Source organism: Cyanobium sp. ATX 6E8 (assembly GCF_024346335.1).
Classification (GTDB): domain Bacteria; phylum Cyanobacteriota; class Cyanobacteriia; order PCC-6307; family Cyanobiaceae; genus Cyanobium_A.
The window spans coordinates 1-17,461 of the sequence record NZ_JAGQCT010000004.1; the positions used below are offsets into that span (position 1 = coordinate 1).

General features: G+C 67.3%; 11 protein-coding genes and 1 pseudogene. 7 read left to right on the forward strand and 5 right to left on the reverse strand.

The window, feature by feature from the left end; all coding sequences use genetic code 11:
- Nucleotides 1-71 precede the first annotated feature (71 nt).
- Together KBY70_RS04870 and KBY70_RS04875 are read left to right on the forward strand one after the other, a co-directional pair.
- The gene (locus tag KBY70_RS04870) at nt 72-1,163 is read left to right on the forward strand and encodes an acetate/propionate family kinase (protein ID WP_254987624.1); all 1,092 of its coding nucleotides are present in this window, start codon (nt 72-74) and stop codon (nt 1,161-1,163) included.
- Between the two features lie 338 nt (nt 1,164-1,501).
- A pseudogene (locus tag KBY70_RS04875) lies at nt 1,502-2,775 on the forward strand (MFS transporter).
- 11 nt (nt 2,776-2,786) lie between these two features.
- Here the strand turns inward: KBY70_RS04875 and KBY70_RS04880 are convergent.
- Nucleotides 2,787-3,674: a cation diffusion facilitator family transporter gene (locus tag KBY70_RS04880; protein WP_254987625.1), complete on the reverse strand. Its 888-nt coding sequence runs from the start codon at nt 3,672-3,674 to the stop codon at nt 2,787-2,789.
- A gap of 134 nt (nt 3,675-3,808) precedes the next feature.
- Between KBY70_RS04880 and KBY70_RS04885 the strand changes: the two genes are divergently transcribed.
- From KBY70_RS04885 to KBY70_RS04900, 4 genes are all read left to right on the forward strand, one after another.
- Nucleotides 3,809-5,980 carry a PhoX family protein gene (locus tag KBY70_RS04885; protein ID WP_254987626.1) on the forward strand — a complete coding sequence of 724 codons (2,172 nt, stop codon included), beginning with the start codon at nt 3,809-3,811 and terminating at the stop codon, nt 5,978-5,980.
- 465 nt (nt 5,981-6,445) lie between these two features.
- The gene (locus tag KBY70_RS04890) at nt 6,446-7,918 is read left to right on the forward strand and encodes a bifunctional orotidine-5'-phosphate decarboxylase/orotate phosphoribosyltransferase (RefSeq protein ID WP_254987627.1); all 1,473 of its coding nucleotides are present in this window, start codon (nt 6,446-6,448) and stop codon (nt 7,916-7,918) included.
- 63 nt (nt 7,919-7,981) lie between these two features.
- Nucleotides 7,982-8,197 carry a DUF3136 domain-containing protein gene (locus tag KBY70_RS04895; RefSeq protein WP_094561403.1) on the forward strand — a complete coding sequence of 72 codons (216 nt, stop codon included), beginning with the start codon at nt 7,982-7,984 and terminating at the stop codon, nt 8,195-8,197.
- A 40-nt stretch (nt 8,198-8,237) separates the two neighbouring features.
- Nucleotides 8,238-11,354 (forward strand): efflux RND transporter permease subunit, encoded by a 3,117-nt coding sequence (locus tag KBY70_RS04900; protein WP_254987628.1) that lies wholly within the window; start codon nt 8,238-8,240, stop codon nt 11,352-11,354.
- Here the strand turns inward: KBY70_RS04900 and KBY70_RS04905 are convergent.
- The 4 genes from KBY70_RS04905 to KBY70_RS04920 all read right to left on the reverse strand — a co-directional run bounded on the left by KBY70_RS04905 (nt 11,320) and on the right by KBY70_RS04920 (nt 16,173).
- A complete protein-coding gene (locus KBY70_RS04905) occupies nt 11,320-12,084 on the reverse strand; it encodes an ion channel (protein WP_158217074.1) in 765 nt (254 codons plus the stop codon). The two genes, KBY70_RS04900 and KBY70_RS04905, sit on opposite strands and share 35 nt — an antisense overlap.
- 10 nt (nt 12,085-12,094) lie before the next feature.
- Nucleotides 12,095-12,994, reverse strand: a complete 900-nt coding sequence (gene bchL, locus KBY70_RS04910) for a ferredoxin:protochlorophyllide reductase (ATP-dependent) iron-sulfur ATP-binding protein (protein ID WP_254987629.1) — start codon at nt 12,992-12,994, stop codon at nt 12,095-12,097.
- A gap of 227 nt (nt 12,995-13,221) precedes the next feature.
- Nucleotides 13,222-14,856: a ferredoxin:protochlorophyllide reductase (ATP-dependent) subunit B gene (locus tag KBY70_RS04915; protein WP_254987630.1), complete on the reverse strand. Its 1,635-nt coding sequence runs from the start codon at nt 14,854-14,856 to the stop codon at nt 13,222-13,224.
- Between the two features lie 51 nt (nt 14,857-14,907).
- The gene (locus tag KBY70_RS04920) at nt 14,908-16,173 is read right to left on the reverse strand and encodes a ferredoxin:protochlorophyllide reductase (ATP-dependent) subunit N (protein ID WP_254987631.1); all 1,266 of its coding nucleotides are present in this window, start codon (nt 16,171-16,173) and stop codon (nt 14,908-14,910) included.
- Nucleotides 16,174-16,324: 151 nt separating this feature from the next.
- Here KBY70_RS04920 and KBY70_RS04925 point away from each other — a divergent pair, with 151 nt between their 5' ends.
- Nucleotides 16,325-17,458 (forward strand): potassium channel family protein, encoded by a 1,134-nt coding sequence (locus tag KBY70_RS04925; RefSeq protein WP_254987632.1) that lies wholly within the window; start codon nt 16,325-16,327, stop codon nt 17,456-17,458.
- The last annotated feature ends 3 nt before the right edge of the window (nt 17,459-17,461 follow it).

Genomic DNA, 17,461 nt, shown 5'->3' on the forward strand with positions numbered 1-17,461 from the left:
AACTCTCTCAGGCCGCACTCGGCCCTCCAGGGGCGTACGCCCCTGGAGGCAGCTCAACAGGGAGTTGCCGCATGACCACACCCACCAACTCTCATAAGGCTTGGACCAACAAAGGGGGTCACGTCACCGGCAGCTCCAGCTTGAAGCTGGCCCTTTGCGATGCCGACGGCCAGCGCCTCTGGCAGGAGCAGCGCAGCTGGGATGCCAGCGACGGCACAGGCCTACCAGCCCTGCTGGAGCAGTGGCTCGCACCATTGCTGGCAACCTGGCATCCGGCTCCATCGCTGGTGGTGCACCGGCTCGTGCACGGCGGCAGTCGCTTCACCGCCCCCACCCAGCTCACGCCTGAGGTGGTGGCGGATCTGGAGGGCCTCGTGCCGCTGGCACCGCTGCACAACGGGCCGGCCCAGGCGGCGATCCACTGGCTGCAGGAGCAGGGAGCTGGTGGCCAAGCCCTACCGCAGTGGGCCTGCTTCGACACGGCCTTCCACGCCACCCTCACCGAAACGGCCTTCAGCTACGCGATCCCGGCTGCCTGGAGGGCCCAGGGGCTGCGGCGCTATGGCTTCCACGGACTCAACCACAAGCACGTGGGTGAAACGGTGGCCCGCCAAGATCCCGCCGTGCGGCGCCTGATCAGCTGCCACCTGGGCGCCGGCTGCTCGCTCTGTGCCATTGCCATCTCCGCCGATGGTATCCCCCGCAGCATCGACACCACCATGGGCTTCACGCCGCTGGAAGGTCTGGTGATGGCCAGCCGCAGCGGCAGCGTGGATCCAGGCCTGCTACTCCACCTGCTGCGCCAGGGGGTGGAGCTGGAGGAGCTGGATACGGCCCTCAACCGCGAAAGCGGACTGCTGGGCCTCTCCCGCCTGAGCGGCGACATGCGCGCGTTGCGCCAGGCGAGCAGCCAGAACCACCCCGGGGCCCAGCTGGCGATCAACGTGTTTCGCCATCGGCTGCTGCAGGGCATCGGCGCCATGGCAGCCAGCCTGGGGGGCGCCGATGCCATCGCCCTCACCGGTGGCATCGGCGAGCACGATATGGCTCTGGCCGGGGAGCTGGAGCAGGCCCTGGCTTGGCTGCAGCCGTTGCTCTGGCTGCGCATCCCCGCCGATGAGGAGGGCACGATGGTGCGCCAATGCCTGGCAGCCCAAGCTTGAGCTGGCCTTAATGAAAACAGCATCAAATCTGATGCAGGCTGCCCTCAGTGCAACCGCTGATCGCCATGGCCTGCCAGGTGGTGCATGCCAACCGCAACGTGGCAGCGGCGGAGCAGCAATGTCTCACCGCTTTGGCGGCCCAGCTCAACCTCAACGAAGCCCCTTAACTCCACTTTGAATTGCCAGCGATGAGCAAGCGGAGCGTGCAGGCCTACATCGAGGAGGTGCCCAGCTGGGAAGGGGGGGCCCACCTGGCCGGCCCGCCCCTGTCGGGCATGCAATGGCTGGTGTGGTCGCTGGCCACGGCCGGCAAATTCTTTGAGGGTTTGATTGTGTTCATGGGGGGGATTGCCCTGCCCCTGGTGGCCGAGCAATTCGCCATGACCAGCACCGACAAGGGCCTGGTGACGGCGGCCACCCTGGCCGGCATCCTGATCGGAGCCCTAGCTCTGGGGGGGCTGGCCGATCGGTTTGGCCGCAAGCCCGTGTTCATTGGCGAGATGGTGCTGCTGGCTGTGGCGTTGGTGGGTGCAGCCTTCAGCACGGGCACGGTCCCGCTGGTGACAGCCTTGTTTGTGATCGGCCTGGCCCTCGGCGCCGACTACCCCACCGCCCACTTGGTGATCTCCGAGAGCATCCCGGCAGCGGTCGCGGAAGGCTGGTGTTGGGTGCCTTCAGCTTTCAGGCAGTGGGAGCTGTGCTGGGCACCGCCATCGCCGCGGTGGTCTTGAGCAGCGATCCCAATCTCAATGCCTGGCGCATCTTTTACCTGCTGCCGGTGGTGCCGGTGTCGCTGGTGGTGTGGGGTCGGTTGTTTCTGCCAGAGAGCAGCCACTGGCTGGTGAGCCAGGGCGAGATGGACAAAGCTGAGAAGCAGCTGCGCAAACTGCTCGGGCGCAACGATGTGGAGTTGCTCGCGCTGGAGATCGCTGAAGAGGGGCGCATCCAGCGCAGCAGCGACTGGCGCAGCCTGTTTCGGGGCAAGTTGCAGAGGGCCACGATCCTGGCCTCGGTGCCCTGGTTTCTCCAGGACATCTCCACCTACGGCATCGGCATCTTCACGCCGGTGATCATTGCCGCGGCGTTTGGGGCCACCGCCAAGGAGCACACCGTGGCCGCCGTGATCCACAACGATTTGCTCGGGGCCCGCGGCACCGCCCTGGTGGACCTGGGCTTCCTGGTGGGCATTGCCTGTGCCATCGCCCTAGCCGATCGCTGGGGCCGCATTCCCCTGCAGATCATTGGCTTCGTGGGCTGCGCCGTTGGGCTGATGCTTGCGGCCGCAGGCAATCTGGGCGGCCAGAGCAACCTGCCGGTCATCGTGGCCGGCTTTGTGCTCTTCCAGTTCATGACCAACCTGGGGCCCAACGCCCAGACCTATCTGTTGGCCGGCGAGGTGTTCCCCACCCCCGTGCGCGGGCTGGGTGCGGGCCTGGCTGCCGCCATTGGCAAGGTGGGTGCGGTGCTCACGGCCTTCCTGTTTCCGATCCTGCTGGCCGACTGGGGCACCGAACGGCTGCTGCCCCTGCTGGCCATCACGTCTCTGCTGGGGGCCGCCATCACCTGGATCTATCGAATCGAAACCACCGGCAAGACCATGGACTCGATCTAAATGGAGTCCACCTAGATCGGGTTGAGCTCGCTATCGGCCGGCTCCAGCTGCAACGTGGCATGGTCAACCCCAACCTCCCGCAGGGCCGCCTTGGCCCGATGCAGCAGGGCGAGATCCTTGGCCGGATCGGAGTTGCGGCGGAGGTGGGCCGTGAGGGCTACCTGGGTGGTACTGGGACACCAGATGTGCACGTGGTGCACATCCACAACCCCGGGCAGGGTCTGCAGCAGATCCCGCACCTGCCGGATCTGGATGTGGGGCGGCACGGCATCGAGCATCACCCGCAGGGCGTCGCGCATCAACTGCACCGCCGTGAGGGCAATGGCCAGGCCTACGCCGATGCCGGTGAGGGCATCGAGCCAAAGCCAGCCGGTGAGGCCCACCAGCAGGGCACTCACCAGCACGGCCACAGACACAAGGGCGTCACTGAGCAGATGGGCGACTGCGGCGCGGCGGTTGAGATCGTGGTGGTGGCCATGGCCGAACAGGCGGGCGGAGAAGAGGTTCACAGCAATCCCGGCCGCCGCCGCCCAGGCCACGGGTCCACTGACAACGGGTTCGGGCTGGAGCAAGCGCTGGATTCCCTCCACGATCACGACGGCCGAGGCCATCGCGATCAACACGCCGTTGGCCAGGGCCGCCAACTGGGTGGTGCGGCCAAAGCCGTAGGTAAAGCGCTCCGTGGGCGGACGGGTAGCGAGCCCTTCCGCACCCCATCCCAGGCCCAGACCGGCCACATCGCCCAGGTTGTGCACGGCGTCACCGACCAGGGCCAGGGATCCGAAGGCTGTGCCCACCATGAGCTGCCCCACCGAGAGGGCGGAGTTGAGCAAGATGCTCCAGCGGAAGGCCGAGGCCTGGCCATTGCGGCCGATGTGCTGCTGCTCATGAAGTGCCATCGGCGGCGCCACCTGGGTTGCGAGGAGTCTGGTGGGTCACTGTGGCGGGCATGCCTGGAGAACCCCGGTATTGCAGGCGGCAGAGGCGGCGGCGGGCAGCACGCTTCAATCGAACCAAGTCTGGAGGGTTGGGCGTGCGACGACGCTCCCTGTTGCAGCTGCTGGGCGTGGGCAGCGGCCTTGGCGTCGGCAGCGGGATCGGACTGGGCCGGCTCTCGGCCGGCGCGCTGGCGGCAGGCACCGCCAAACCGACGTCGGCGACAGGGGCCGCAGCACCCGCCCACCTGCCTGCATCCGCCCTGCCCCTGCCGCTGGCCGACGACCTCCGCAGCGCTGCCGAGCAGCGCCGGGAGCTGGCGCGGGTTGCCGTGCAGGACCGCCTGGTGGTGCCGGAGGGCTACCGGGCCGAGCTGGTGGGGGTATGGGGAGATCCGCTGGCCGCCGGTCGCTTTGGCTTCAACAACGACTATCTCGCCCTGCTGGAGCTGGGCGATCGGGCGCTGTTGAGCGTGAACTTCGAGTACATCAGCCCCCTGCCCTGGGCCAGTGGCTTCCAGGAGATCACCGGCCAAACCCTGCCGCTGGCCCAGCTGCGCACGGCCCTGGCCGATCGCGGCGGCCAGGTGGATGCCAGCCAGCTCAGCAGCAGCGATCCCCTGCTCCCGCTGGTGCTGGCTGTGGCGGAGGCCGCCATGGCCGATCTGGGCATCGGCGTGCTGGAGCTGCAGCGCACTGCTGGCGGCTGGCGGCGGCAGCCTGGCAGTCGCTTCGAGCGGCGCATCACCGGCCTCACGGGCTGGCAGCGGCCCACGCAGGCCCTGCGCTGCACCGGACCGGCCGCCGCCGTGTTTGCCAACCCGAAGCCACTGGGCTACCGCGACGGCCTGGGCGAGCGGATCGTGGGCACCTTCGCCAACTGCGCCGGCGGCACCACCCCCTGGGGCACGGTGCTCAGCGCCGAGGAGAACTTCCAGAGCCAGGTGAGCGAAGGGGTATTTGCTGATGGCTCAGCAGCCCCGCCCGCTGAGCGGCCCTTCCGCTGGGATGGCGCGCGTCTCGAGGGCCTGGGCAATCCCTTCGGCCTGGCCGGCAACAAATACGGCTGGATGGTGGAATTCGATCCACAGCTGCCAGACCAAGCGGCACTGAAGCACAGCTGGCTGGGCCGTTTCCGCCATGAGGCGGTGGCCGTGCAGGCCCGCGCCGGCCAGCCGCTGGTGGTGTACTCGGGCTGCGATCGCCACGGCGGCCACCTCTACCGGTTTGTGAGCGATGGGGTAGTGAGCGATCCGCACAACCGCGCAAACTCCCGCCTGCTGGAGCAGGGCTGGCTGGAGGTGGCCCGGTTTGCGCCCGATGGCACGGGCCACTGGATCGCCCTCACGCCGACCACACCTCTGGCACCGCTACGGCCAAGCCACTTCAGCCGCTTCGGCCTCGAGCAGCCCACCGTGCTGCCCCACAGCGATCGCCGGCGCAGCGGCTCCGAGGCCCTGGTCAACGACGCGGCCGTGGCGTCTTACTGCCAGCGCTACGCCACGCTGGGCGATCTGTACACGGGGCAGGGGGCGATCCTGGTGGATGCCCATCTGGCCGCCAACGCCGTAGGCGCAACGCCAGCTGCCCGTCCGGAAGACACGGTGATCGATCCGCTGAACGGCGACCTGCTGATCGCCTTCACCGCCGCTGGTCGCAATGCCGAGGGCGGCAGTGACCCCGCCATCTTCCGCGGGCCTGGCGGCGAGGCGGACTGGCCCCACGGCTGGGTGATGCGCCTCAGCGACGCCGACAGCGATCCAGGATCACGCTTCCGCTGGGAGATGGTGGCCACGGGCGGCACCCCCTGGCAGGGCGGCTTGGGCTTTAGCAACCCCGACAACCTGGCCTTCGATCCAGCCGGCCACCTCTGGATGGTCACCGACCGCTCCAGCTCCAGCAGCCTGGATGTGTTCGGCAACAACAGCTGCTGGCTGCTGCCCCGCTCCGGAGCTGCCGCCGGCCAGGCCCTCTGCTTCGCCATCGGCCCGATGGACTGCGAACTGTGCGGCCCCTGCTTCGATCGCAGCGGCCGCACCCTGTTCCTGGCGGTGCAGCACCCAGGGGAGCTGCATGGCACGCGCCAGGGAGACGCCAGTGAATGGCAGGCCCACCAGCTGGTGGATCGCGACGGCCAGCCGTTTGAGCAGCTGCGCCAGGTGCCGCTCGGCTCCAACTGGCCCTCCGGCGCGCCGGGCCGCCCCCCGCGGCCGGGGGTGGTGGCGATCCGGCGGCTGGACAACCAACCGCTCCTTGCCCCCGCGGGTTGACCTACTGGAACGGCTGCAGCATGTGCTCGGCCAGCAGCAAAGGATGGCCGGCCGATCCGGACCTGCTCTCCAGTGACTTGGTGGCCAAGCTGCAACTGGCACTCAGCCTGCAGCAACGCTGGCCCGAGGCTCGGATCGCCATGCATGCCCCATGCGTTCGGTGCTGCCAATCAACTAGAGCAATTGCTGGGCGGCACCGTGATCTCCACGATGGATCGGGTGGCTGATGCCATGGTCGCAACGGACTTCGGCGAGCGCGCTATCGCGTCAGCCCCCGCATCAGTCCCCGCGACACCCTCTTCGGCTAGAGCATGACTAGGCGAGCTACTGATCGATGAGCTGCAACGGCAAAGGGTGCCGTGCTGGCTGAAGCATTGCTAGGGAGAGGATTGCTAAGAGATCTGTCACCAGGCCGCGCTGGTCAACCCAGCTCGCTTATCACCATCCCCAAGCCTGGAGCTGGCCATGGGCTTTTTTGTGCAGCTGACCGAGGCGATCACCACGCGCCAGTCGCTGCTGGTGACCGGGCTGGACCCCAACCCGGAGATGCTGCAGAGCTGGGCCGCGCGCCGCGGCCTGGCCGGCCGCTCCTTTCTCAGCCAGGCCCGCCACTGGATCAAGGCGGTGATCGAGGCCACCGCACCCCACGTGTGCGCCTACAAACCCAGCCTCGGCTTCTACCAGGCCCTCGGGCCGGTGGGCCTTGAGCTGCTGCTGGAGGTGCGCGACCTGGTGCCCCGCGATCTGCCCTTGATCGTCGATGCCAAGCACGGCGATCTCAACTCCTCCTCCGCCCTGGCCCATTACCTGTTCAAGGAGCTCGGGGCCGATGCGGTCACCCTGTCGCCCCTGGCCGGACAGGACATCGCCGCCCCGTTCCTGCTCTACCCGGGCAAGGCCGTGGTGATGACCTGCCACAGCTCCAACCAGGCGGCCCGGGTGATCCAGCACCACCCCAATGAAACCGAGCCGCTCTATCTGCGGATCGTGCGCGAAACCCAGCTCTGGGCCACCCCCGACCAGCTGCTGCTGGAGGTGGGCACCAGCGATCCGGAGATTCTGGCGCGGGTGCGGGCCGAAGCACCGGAGCGCTTCCTGATCCTGCGCAGCCTCTGGGGGGAGGAGGAGAAGCTCGAGGCGATGCTGCAGGCCGGCCTGAGCGCTGCCGCCGACGGACTGCTGCTGCCCCTGCCCCAAAACCTGCTGGTCGAAGACGACATCGCCCCCCGCGCCGAGGCCCTCAAACACCAGATCACGGCGAGGCGGGAGCGTTGGCTGGAGAGCCGCGCGCAAAGCGAGGCCAGCACTTGTGCACTGTGGTTGCCCGATAGCAGCGATCCGCTCGAAAGCCTGATCGTCGACCTGTTCGACATCGGCTGCCTGCTGTTTGGGGAGTACGTGCAGGCCTCAGGAGCCGTTTTCAATTACTACGTCGACCTGCGCCAGATCATCTCCGACCCCAACCTGTTTCACCGGGTGTTGCACGCCTACGCCGAGCTGTTGCAAGGGCTCGACTTCGACCGCATCGCCGGCATCCCCTATGGCTCCCTGCCCACCGCCACAGGCCTTTCGCTGCAACTGCACAAGCCCCTGATCTACCCCCGCAAGGAGGTGAAAGCCCATGGGGCCCGCCGCCTGATCGAAGGAGATTTCGAAGAGGGCGACCGGGTGGTGGTGGTCGACGACATCCTGATCACCGGCGGCAGCGTGCTGGAGGGCATTGCCAAGCTCGAGAGCTCGGGCCTGGTGGTGGAAGACGTGGTGGTGTTCATCGACCACGGCGGCGACCACGATCGCCAAGCCCGGGAGCGTCTGGCGGCGGCCGGTTATCGCTGCCATGCCGTGCTGGCCATCGAGCAGATCACCCGGGTGCTGCACCGCGCCGGCCGATTGAGCGACGCCCAGGCGGCCGTCCTGAGCTCGGGCCACGGCGACTAAGGCCGTTCCAGGGCGCCGTAAGGTGAGATTGCGTCTTTGCCACTCCTGGACGCAACCCGTGCGATGAGCAGTAGCCAGGGACTCACCATCGGGGAACTCGAAGCCAACTATTCGCTCTACTGCAAGGCGCTGCGGCTGCTGCTCAAGGAGGGCAAAACCGTGGCCGCCATTCAACGCACCGTGTGCTGGAGCCGCCTCGAGCAACTGCACATCTGCCTACCGAGCCGCTACAAAGCTCCCGACTACCTCTGTGTGGTGCTGAAGCGCGACCTGGGCTAATTCATTCGCCTGATTCGCCAGCACGCTCGCTGCGGCGCCGATGAAATCGATCTCCGATCCCTTTCTGCGCCGGCCCGTGCTCACCCTGGTGGTGAGCCTGCTGGTGCTGCTGGGTGGTTTGGTGAGCCTACCCGCCCTGCAGGTGGAAAACCTGCCGCCGATTGCGCCCGGGCGGGTGACGGTGCGGGCCAACTATCCAGGCGCCGGGCCGGAGGTGGTGGAACAGGGCGTGACCGCCCTGCTCGAGAAGCAATTCAACGGACTGGAGCGGCTCGACAGCATCCGCTCCACCAGCTCCGCCAACGGCAGCTCCATCACCCTGGGCTTTGAGGGCGGCGACCCCGAACTCAACCAGATCAACACCCAGAACGAAGCGGCAGTGGTGACCCGCCAACTGCCGGCGCAGGTGGCCCGCTTCGGGGTGCAGGTGCGGCGCAGCTCCGACGACCTGCTGATGGTGCTGAGCTTCAGTGCCGATCCGACCCTCTACAGCGACACCTTCCTGAGCGGCTGGCTTGACCAGGTGGTGAAGGAGCGGCTGCAGCGGGTGCCTTGGGTGGGGAACGTCACCCTCTCCGGCGGCAACAGCCTGGCCTTCCGCCTCTGGCTCGACCCGGCGCGACTGGAGGAGCGGGGCCTGACGATTGCCGAGGTGCGCACGGCCCTCCAGCAGCAGAACGTGCTGGCGGCCCTGGGCCAGACCGGAGAGGCACCAGCCCCGACCGGCCAGGAGATCACCCTGCCCCTACGGATGGAGGGACGCCTGCGCAGCACGGCGGAGTTTGAACAGCTGGTGGTGGCCCGCAGCGCCAACGGGGGGGTCACCCTGCTGCGCGATGTGGGCCGGGTGAGCCTGGGCAGCGAGACCTACGACACCATCGCCACCAACCTCCAGGGCAGGCCCACGGTGGCCGTGGTGATCTACCAGCGCGATGGCAGCAATGCGATTGCCGTCAGCGAGGCGGTGAATGCCGGCCTCGAGGAGCTGGCGCCCCAGTTTCCGCCGGGGGTGGATCAGCAGCTGATCGTGGATGAGGCCGACTTCGTGCGCGGCAGCATCCAGGGCACCCTCAACAGCCTGCGCGATGCAGTGGTGCTGGTGTTTGTGGTGCTGCTGCTCGGATTGGGCAACAGCCGGCTCGCCCTGATCACCGCCGCAGCGGTGCCCGTGGCCCTGATCGGCTCGCTGAGCGTGCTGAAACTGGCGGGCCAATCGCTCAACACCCTCACCTTGTTTGGTCTCGTGCTGGCCACAGGCCTGGTAGTCGACGACGCCATCGTGGTGAGTGAGGACATCGGCCGGCGGCTGGAGACCGGCAAGCCCCCGCTGCAGGCCGCCCGAGAAGCCATGGCCGAACTGGGCGGCGCCGTGGTGGCCACCTCACTGGTGCTGGTGGTGGTGTTCATCCCGGTGCTGGGGCTTGGCGGCAGCCTCGGCCGGCTCTATGCCCCGATCGCGATCACGATCAGCGGCGCCATCGCCTTCTCCACCCTCAACGCCCTCAGCTTCACCCCGGTGGCCGGCAGTCGGCTGCTGGGCCCGCAGCAACGGGAACCGGCCTGGTTGCTGCGCTGGATCGATCCACCCCGCCGCTGGTTCGAAAGCCTGGAAACCCCCTATGGCCGCTGGCTGAACTGGGCAATGGCACGCCGGCGCCTGGTGGTAGCCCTGCTGCTGGCGGGCCTGCTGCTCACCGGCGGCGCCCTGCAGGCCCTGCCCAAAGCCTTCATCCCCCAGGAAGACAACGGTCAGCTGCGGGGGGTCGTGATCCTGGCCGACGGCCTGGGGCTGCAGCAGACCCAGCGGGTGCTCGACCAGGTGCGCCAGGTGGTGGCCGCTGAGCCCCTGATCACCCGCGCCAATTTCTATGCAGGGCGCTCCTTCGGCGACAGCAGCCCCAACAAAGGCAGCTTCTTCGTGCGCCTGGCGCCAATCGCGCAACGCCGGGGCCCCGAGGCCTCGACACGGGCTGTAGCCAAGCGCCTCGATGGCCAGCTGCGCCGCCGCATCAGCAGTGCCGTGGTGCAACTCAGCGAGGCCCCGTCCGTGCGGGGCTTCAGCGCCGAAGGCGGCCTGGAGCTCGAACTGCTCGACAGCAGCAACGGCCAACTCAGCCTCTCGGATTTTGAGCAGCAGGCCCAGGCCTTCATCCGCGCCGCCCGAGCCACCAACCGCTTCGAGCGGGTGTCGACCCGCTTCAGCGCTGGAGCCCCCTTGGTGCAGCTGGTGCCCGACCGCCTGCAGATGGCCTCTCTCGGCGTGGATCTGAGCACCGTGGTCGACACCCTCGGGGCCAGCTTCGGCAGCGACTACGTCAACGACAGCTTCGAAAGCGATCAGGTGCGCAAGGTGATCGTGCAGCTCGATGGCCAGGCGCGGCGCAGTGCCGACGACGTGCTGGGCCTGCAGGTGAAAAACCGCGAGGGCCAGCTGATTCCCCTGGCCCAGCTGGTGCGCATCGAGCCGGGCAGCGGCCCCACCTCGATCAACCACACCCGGCTGGTGCGCTCGATCAGCATCCGCGCCCTGCCCCGGCCGGGGGTGAGCAGCGGCCAGGCCATGGCCACCCTGGAGCAGGTGCAGCGGCAACGCGGCGGCAGCACCGCGCTGGAATGGGCGGGCCTAGCCCGGGAAGAAGCGAAAGCGGGCGGCGGCAACGTGCGCGTGTTCGCCCTGGCGATCGTGGTGATGGTGCTGGTGCTGGCTGCCCTCTACGGCAACTTTGCCGATCCCTTCATCATCTTGGTCACGGTGCCCCTGGCCATGCTGGGGGCCATGGGTGGCCTGATGCTGCGCGGCCTGCCGCTCGACGTGTATGGCCAGATGGGACTGCTGGTGCTGGTGAGCCTGGCCGCCAAGAACGGCATCCTGATTGTGGAATTCGCCAACCAGCGCATGGCCGAAGGCCTCGATTTGGACACGGCGATCCGGGGTGCGGCCACCGCCCGCCTGCGGCCGATCCTGCTCACAGCCGTCTCCTCGCTGGCGGGCTTCCTGCCCCTGCTGCTGGCCAGCGGCTTCGGCTCCGGCAGCCGGGTGAGCATCGGCACAGTGGTGTTCTTCGGACTGCTGGTGGCCACCGTGCTGAGCCTGTTCGTGGTGCCAGTGATCTACCGGATGATCAAGGGCTGGGAGCAGGGCTGGCAAGGGGAGTAGGGGGCAGCTCACGCCAGAGAATCTGGCTGGCGTCATACAGATGGGCCGCATGGAACGGGCGCTCCAGGGTGGCGTCCACGCCGCTGAAGCTGATCAGCAAGGCGCCCTCTAGCCCCTGCAACGGCCGCTGCGGATCCAACCGGTGGACGAGGGTGAGCTGCTCCTGCAGGGGCAGGCCATCGGGGAGCTGCAGCGGCAACGGCTCGTACTCGGTGAGCCCCCCGGCACCGGCGTGCTTCCAGACAGCCTGAACCCTGACATCCAGGATCGTGTTGCGGCGCTTGCTGTTCAGGCCGATCAGCAGGGCCGGAGTACCCTCCACCGAGACAACCTGCACCGTCTCAGCGAAGCGGATGCAGTGGGGCATCCGCGAGAAACGGGCAAAGGAGAGGCCGGTGATCAGGGCCACCAGGATCAGCCCGGCCAGCGCTTCCAGGGTCATCACCACATGCACCCAGTGGCTGAGGGGGTAGATCACCCCGTAGCCGATCGTGGCCATGGTCTCCACGGAGAAGAAAAAAGCCTGAAGCGGCAGAGCCATGCCGCCGGACAGGCCCCCGATCCCCGTCGGGTCAAGCAGGTAAAGGGCCGCAAACAGCAGATGGATCAGCACATAGGCCGCGGTGACCAGCAGCAGAAACTGAGGCCAGCTGGCCTCAATCAGCAGCAGATAGGGCTCCCGCCAGTGGGCCAGCCAGCGCTCGGGAGAATTGGGCTCCGAGATGGGCACGGACCTGGGTTCAATCGAAACCGAGCAGGTCGAAGATCTCGCGATCCTTCAGCGATTCGGCCTCCAGGGGTTCGACATCGTCGAGCATCCGCTGAGCGAGGTTGAGATACTCCTGCTGGACCGCTTCCACTTCCGGTGTGCTTTCCATCTCGAAGATGGTGCACTTCTTCAGACGGGATTTGCGAATCGCATCCACAGTCTTGAAGTGGGCCATGGTGCGCAGGCCTGTGCGGGCATTGAACTTGTCGATTTCGTCGGTCTCCTCGGAGCGGTTAGCGATCACACCGCCAAGGCGCACCTTGTAATTCTTGGCCTTGGCATTGATGGCCTGCATGATCCGGTTCATCGCGAAGATGGAGTCGAAATCGTTGGCCGTCACGATCAGGCAGTAGTGGGCATGCTGCAGCGGCGCAGCAAAGCCGCCGCACACCACATCTCCCAACACATCAAAGATCACCACGTCGGTGTCTTCGAGCAGGTGATGCTCTTTGAGCAGTTTCACCGTCTGGCCGGTGACGTAACCGCCACAGCCCGTGCCTGCTGGTGGGCCGCCAGACTCCACACACATCACACCGTTGTAGCCCTCAAACACGAAGTCTTCGGGCCGCAATTCTTCAGTATGAAAATCAACGGTTTCAAGAATATCGATCACGGTGGGCACCATCTTCTTGGTGAGCGTGAAGGTGCTGTCGTGCTTGGGATCGCAACCGATCTGCAGCACCCGCTTGCCCAGCTTCGAGAAGGCCGCCGACAGGTTGGACGACGTGGTGGATTTGCCGATGCCGCCCTTGCCATACACGGCAAGGACCAGGGCTCCCTCTTCGATCGCCATCGAGGCGTCTTGATGCACCTGAACACTGCCCTCACCATCGGGGCGTGAGAGCTGGGGAGGCGTCAGGGTGGTTGTCATATAGGGGAAAGCGCCAGGTCAACCCCAACGCAAGGAACAGGCTTCAGCCATCCAAACGCTGGCGGGATGCCCACCGAGGGCCAGGCGCGCAAAGCGAAACATCCCAGCCAGATTCATGCGGATCCACACACATGCGCATGGGTGAAAGTACCTAAATCCGGGCAAGCCGCCCCCAGGCTGAGTTCACGGCAGAGATTGAGCCGGAGATTGCCTCGATTCGAAATGATTCAGGAGCTGAAGTGGGCCTTCGCTTCATAAAGAGCTTCGCTGTCGATCACCTCCAGCCCCCGGTCGCGGGCATAGGCCTCGGTGTTCTTGCGCACCTTGCCCCGCACAAAGAAGGGGATCTTGGCCAGCTCCGCCTCGCCATCGGGGCTCCACACCAGCTCACCATGGCCGGGAAGCGCGGTTGCAACCGGCGTCGCTGCGGGTTGGTCGCCGGCGGGTGCGGCCTCAGGCGGCCTCGCCGGCGCACTGGCCCCCTCCAGGTGGCTGAGGTGGCCATCCACGAATTCAAAGTCGTGGCGGAACATGCCGATCAGGTGCTCCTCCAACCCCATCATCAGCGGGTGCACCCAGGCATCAAAAATCACGTTGGCCCCCTCCCAGCCCATCTGCGGGGAATAGCGGGCCGGCACGTCCTGCACATGCAGCGGCGCGCTGATCACCGCGCAGGGGATGCCGAGGCGCTTGGCGCTGTGGCGCTCCATCTGGGTGCCGAGCACCAGCTCCGGCGCTGCCGCCGCCATGGCCGCCTCCACAGCGAGGTAGTCGTCGCTGATCAGGGCTTCGAGGCCCAGCTCGGCCGCTGCGGCCCGCAGCTCTCGGGCCTGCTCGCGGCTGTAGCTGCCCAAACCCACCACCTGGAAGCCCAGCTCCCGGCTGGCGATCCGGGCCGCCGCGATGGCGTGGGTGGCATCGCCAAAGATGAACACCCGCTTGCCGGTGAGATAGGTGGAATCCACCGAGCGCGAATACCAGGGCAGGCGCGAGCGCCGTTCGGCGGCGCAGGTGCCATCGGCTCCAGGCTGCAGCGCGGCAGGCAGCTCCAGGCCCAGCAGCTGGTGCAACTCCCGCAGGAAACTGGCGGTGGCGCCGATGCCGATCGGCACGGTGCGCACCGTGGCCATGCCGAAGCTGCGCTCCAGCCAGCTGCACACCGAACCCGCCACCTCGGGATAAAGGCAGACGTTGGCGTCGGCCGTGGGGATGCGCTGCAGATCGGCGGGGCGGGCGCCCAGGGGCGCCACCAAGGCCACCTCGATGCCGTACTCCGCCAGCAGGGCCGTGATCTCGCGCACGTCGTCACGACAGCGAAAACCGAGCAGCGACGGCCCCAGCAGATTCACCCGCGGCCGCCGGCCTTCCTCACGCCAGCGCTGGGGCGAGGGCTTGGCAAAGCCAGGAGGGGGCAGCTGGGCCTTCAGCAGGCCCCGCACCAGTTGATAGAAGGTTTCGGCGGCCCCCCAGTTCTCTTTTTTGGAATAGGCGGGCAGCTCGAGATTCACCACCGGAATGCCGCCCAGGTCCATGCCGCCTGCCAGAGCGCCTGGTTGGTCTTGGATCAGCTCGGCGGTGCAGCTCTCGCCCACCAGCAGGGCCTCCGGCTGGAAGCGCGCCACCGCTTCGCTGATCGAGCGCTTCACCAACTCGGCGGTGTCGCCGCCCAGGTCGCGGGCCTGGAAGGTGGTGTAGGTGACAGGCGGGCGCTTGTCGCGCCGCTCGATCATCGTGAACAGCAGGTCGGCGTAGGTGTCGCCCTGGGGGGCATGCAACACGTAGTGCACTCCCTCCATCGATGTGGCGATGCGCATGGCGCCCACATGGGGCGGGCCTTCGTAGGTCCAGAGGGTGAGTTCCATGGGAGGGAAGAACAGGAGGGGGCGGCGGCGGCGGCGGGATGCAGCCGGCGCTCAGGCAAACGACAGGGCGGCGCGACGGCGCAGGGAACGGGCAAACAGCTCGGCCAGATCCCCGGCCTGGTCGCAGCCGTGAATGGGGCTGAACACCAGCTCGATCGACCACTTGGTGGCAATCCCTTCGGCCTCCAGGGGGTTGGCCAGGCCAAGGCCGCACACCACCAGGTCGGGCCGCGCCGCACGCACCCGCTCCAGCTGGCGCTCCACGTCCTGGCCTTCACTGATGCGGGTGCCCTCCGGCAGCAAGGCCAGCTCGGCATCCAGCAGCTGGCGATCCAGGTAGGGCGTGCCCACCTCCACCAGCTCCATGCCGCATTCGCGCTGCAGGAAGCGCGCCAACGAGAGCTCCAGCTGGGAATCGGGCAGCAGGAAGAGGCGTTTACCCGCCAACAGCTCCCGGTGGGGAGCGATCGCCCGGCGGCCCCGCTCCACAAGCGGATCCAACACGGCGGCCACCTGGGCCGGCGCCACACCGAAGGCCTCCGCGCCCGCCGCCATCCAGGCCCGGCTGCCCTCCACCCCGAAGGGATAGGGGGCCGCCAACAGCCGCGCCCCGCGGTTCACCAGGGCGCGCGCCGTATCCGAGAGAAACGGCTGGGCCAACAGCACCCGGGTGCCCGGGCCGATCGGGGGCAACTCGGTGGAGCGCCGCGGCGGCAGGCTCGTGACCACCGGAATCCCCAGGCGGCCAAACAGCTGCACCAGCCGGTCTTCCACCGCATCGGCCAGGGTGCCCACAATCAGCAGCTGATCGACATCGCTGCTGGGCATCAGCGGCACCATCGCCAACAGGGCCTTGTCTTCCCCTTGGGTGAAGGTGGTTTCGATGCCGCTGCCGCTGTAATTGAGCACCTTCACCCGACCGGCCAGCTGGGTGTTGAGCCGCTCGGCAGCCTTGGCCAGATCGAGCTTGATCACCTCGCTGGGGCAACTGCCCACCAGAAACAGGGTGCGAATCTCCGGGCGCCGCACCAGTAGATCCGTCACGAGACGGTCGAGCTCCTCATTGGCATCGGCCAGGCCGGCCAGATCCCGCTCCCCAAGAATCGCGGTGCCAAAGCGGGGTTCGGCAAAGATCATCACGCCGGCGGCGCTCTGAATCAGGTGAGCGCAGGTGCGGGAGCCCACCACCAGAAAAAAAGCATCCGGCATGCGCCGATGCAGCCACACAATCGAGGTGAGGCCGCAGAACACCTCCCGCTGACCGCTCTCTTTGAGCAGGGCAGGATGCCGATCATCAACAACCGAAGATGCGCCCATCCAGGCGTGCTGCGGAAAGAACCTTTCAGGGTTAACGGAGACGTCCGCCGTTCGGTGGACAACGTCACCAAATGTTCGGGATCAACCAGACGGCAACAGGACACTGCCCGTACCCTGAGCCGAGTGATCTGGAGCACCGGGTCCAGATCCCATGCCCAAGCGTCCCTGGCTTTACGCCACCCAAAGACCACCCTCCTCGCGCAACCGCAAACCCTGGCGGGCGCCCCTTGCCCTGGCTCTGCTGGTCAATGCTGGCGCCATCGGCTATCGCCTCAGCGAAGGCTGGGACTGGGGGGACAGCTACTGGATGGTGCTGATCACCCTCAGCACCCTGGGCTTCAGTGATGGCCACACCCAGATCCTCAGCGCCAACGGGCGCCTGGTTACCACCCTGCTCATCCTGGGCGGCCTGGTGGTGGTGCAGATCAGCATCCAGGGCGTGTTGGGGCTGTCTGAATCCGGGTACTTCCGGCGCCTGCGCGAGCGCCGTTTCCGCCGCTGGCTGCACACCATGCACAACCATGTGATCCTCTGCGGCTACGGCCGCATCGGCCACGAGATCGCCGAACAGCTCACCCGGGAGAACGTTCCCATGCTGGTGGTGGAGATGGACGCCGAGCGGCGGGAAGCCGCCGAAGAGCGTGGGCTTCCGGTGCTGATGGCCGACGCCACCTTGGACGAAACGCTGTTGGAGGCAGGCATCCACCGCTGCCGGGCGCTGGTGGCAGCCCTGCCCAACAACGCCTCCAACCTCTACGTGGTGCTCAGCGCCCGCGGCATCGCGCCCAACTGCCGCCTGATCGCCCGCTCCGACAGTGAAGAAGCTGAGCGCAAGCTGCGCCTCGCCGGCGCCGACCAGGTGGTCAGCCCTTTTGTGAGTGGTGGCCGCACCATGGCCGCCAAGGCCCTGCGCCCCCTGGCCGTGAGCTTCATGGATCTGCTGGCGGGCTCAGGCTGCGAGGTGGAGGAGTTTCTGCTCAGCAGTGATGCTGCTGACCTGGGGCCCCTCAATGGGGCCTCCCTGGCCGACCTCCAACTCGGTGCCCGCACCGGCGCCCTTGTGCTGGCGATCGTCCCCCCCCGACGCAGCGAGGATGGGGCCACCCGCCAATACCGCGGGGCGACTTACAGCCCCGAAGAACCCGAGCTGATCGCCAACCCCAGCAGTGACACCCGCCTGGCACCGGGCCAGACGCTGGTGGTGTTGGGCAGTCAGCCTCAACTCGAGGCCTTCGGCCGGCTACTGGGCCCCGCCCTCAAAAGCGTGGACGTGATGACCAACTAACGG

Excerpts from the sequence above, each read along its gene's own strand:
- KBY70_RS04870 (WP_254987624.1), top strand. The coding sequence starts at position 72 with ATGACCACACCCACCAACTCTCATAAGGCTTGGACCAACAAAGGGGGT.
- KBY70_RS04880 (WP_254987625.1), bottom strand. The coding sequence starts at position 3,674 with ATGGCACTTCATGAGCAGCAGCACATCGGCCGCAATGGCCAGGCCTCG.
- KBY70_RS04890 (WP_254987627.1), top strand. The coding sequence starts at position 6,446 with ATGGGCTTTTTTGTGCAGCTGACCGAGGCGATCACCACGCGCCAGTCG.
- KBY70_RS04895 (WP_094561403.1), top strand. The coding sequence starts at position 7,982 with ATGAGCAGTAGCCAGGGACTCACCATCGGGGAACTCGAAGCCAACTAT.
- KBY70_RS04900 (WP_254987628.1), top strand. The coding sequence starts at position 8,238 with ATGAAATCGATCTCCGATCCCTTTCTGCGCCGGCCCGTGCTCACCCTG.
- bchL (WP_254987629.1), bottom strand. The coding sequence starts at position 12,994 with ATGACAACCACCCTGACGCCTCCCCAGCTCTCACGCCCCGATGGTGAG.
- KBY70_RS04915 (WP_254987630.1), bottom strand. The coding sequence starts at position 14,856 with ATGGAACTCACCCTCTGGACCTACGAAGGCCCGCCCCATGTGGGCGCC.
- KBY70_RS04920 (WP_254987631.1), bottom strand. The coding sequence starts at position 16,173 with ATGGGCGCATCTTCGGTTGTTGATGATCGGCATCCTGCCCTGCTCAAA.
- KBY70_RS04925 (WP_254987632.1), top strand. The coding sequence starts at position 16,325 with ATGCCCAAGCGTCCCTGGCTTTACGCCACCCAAAGACCACCCTCCTCG.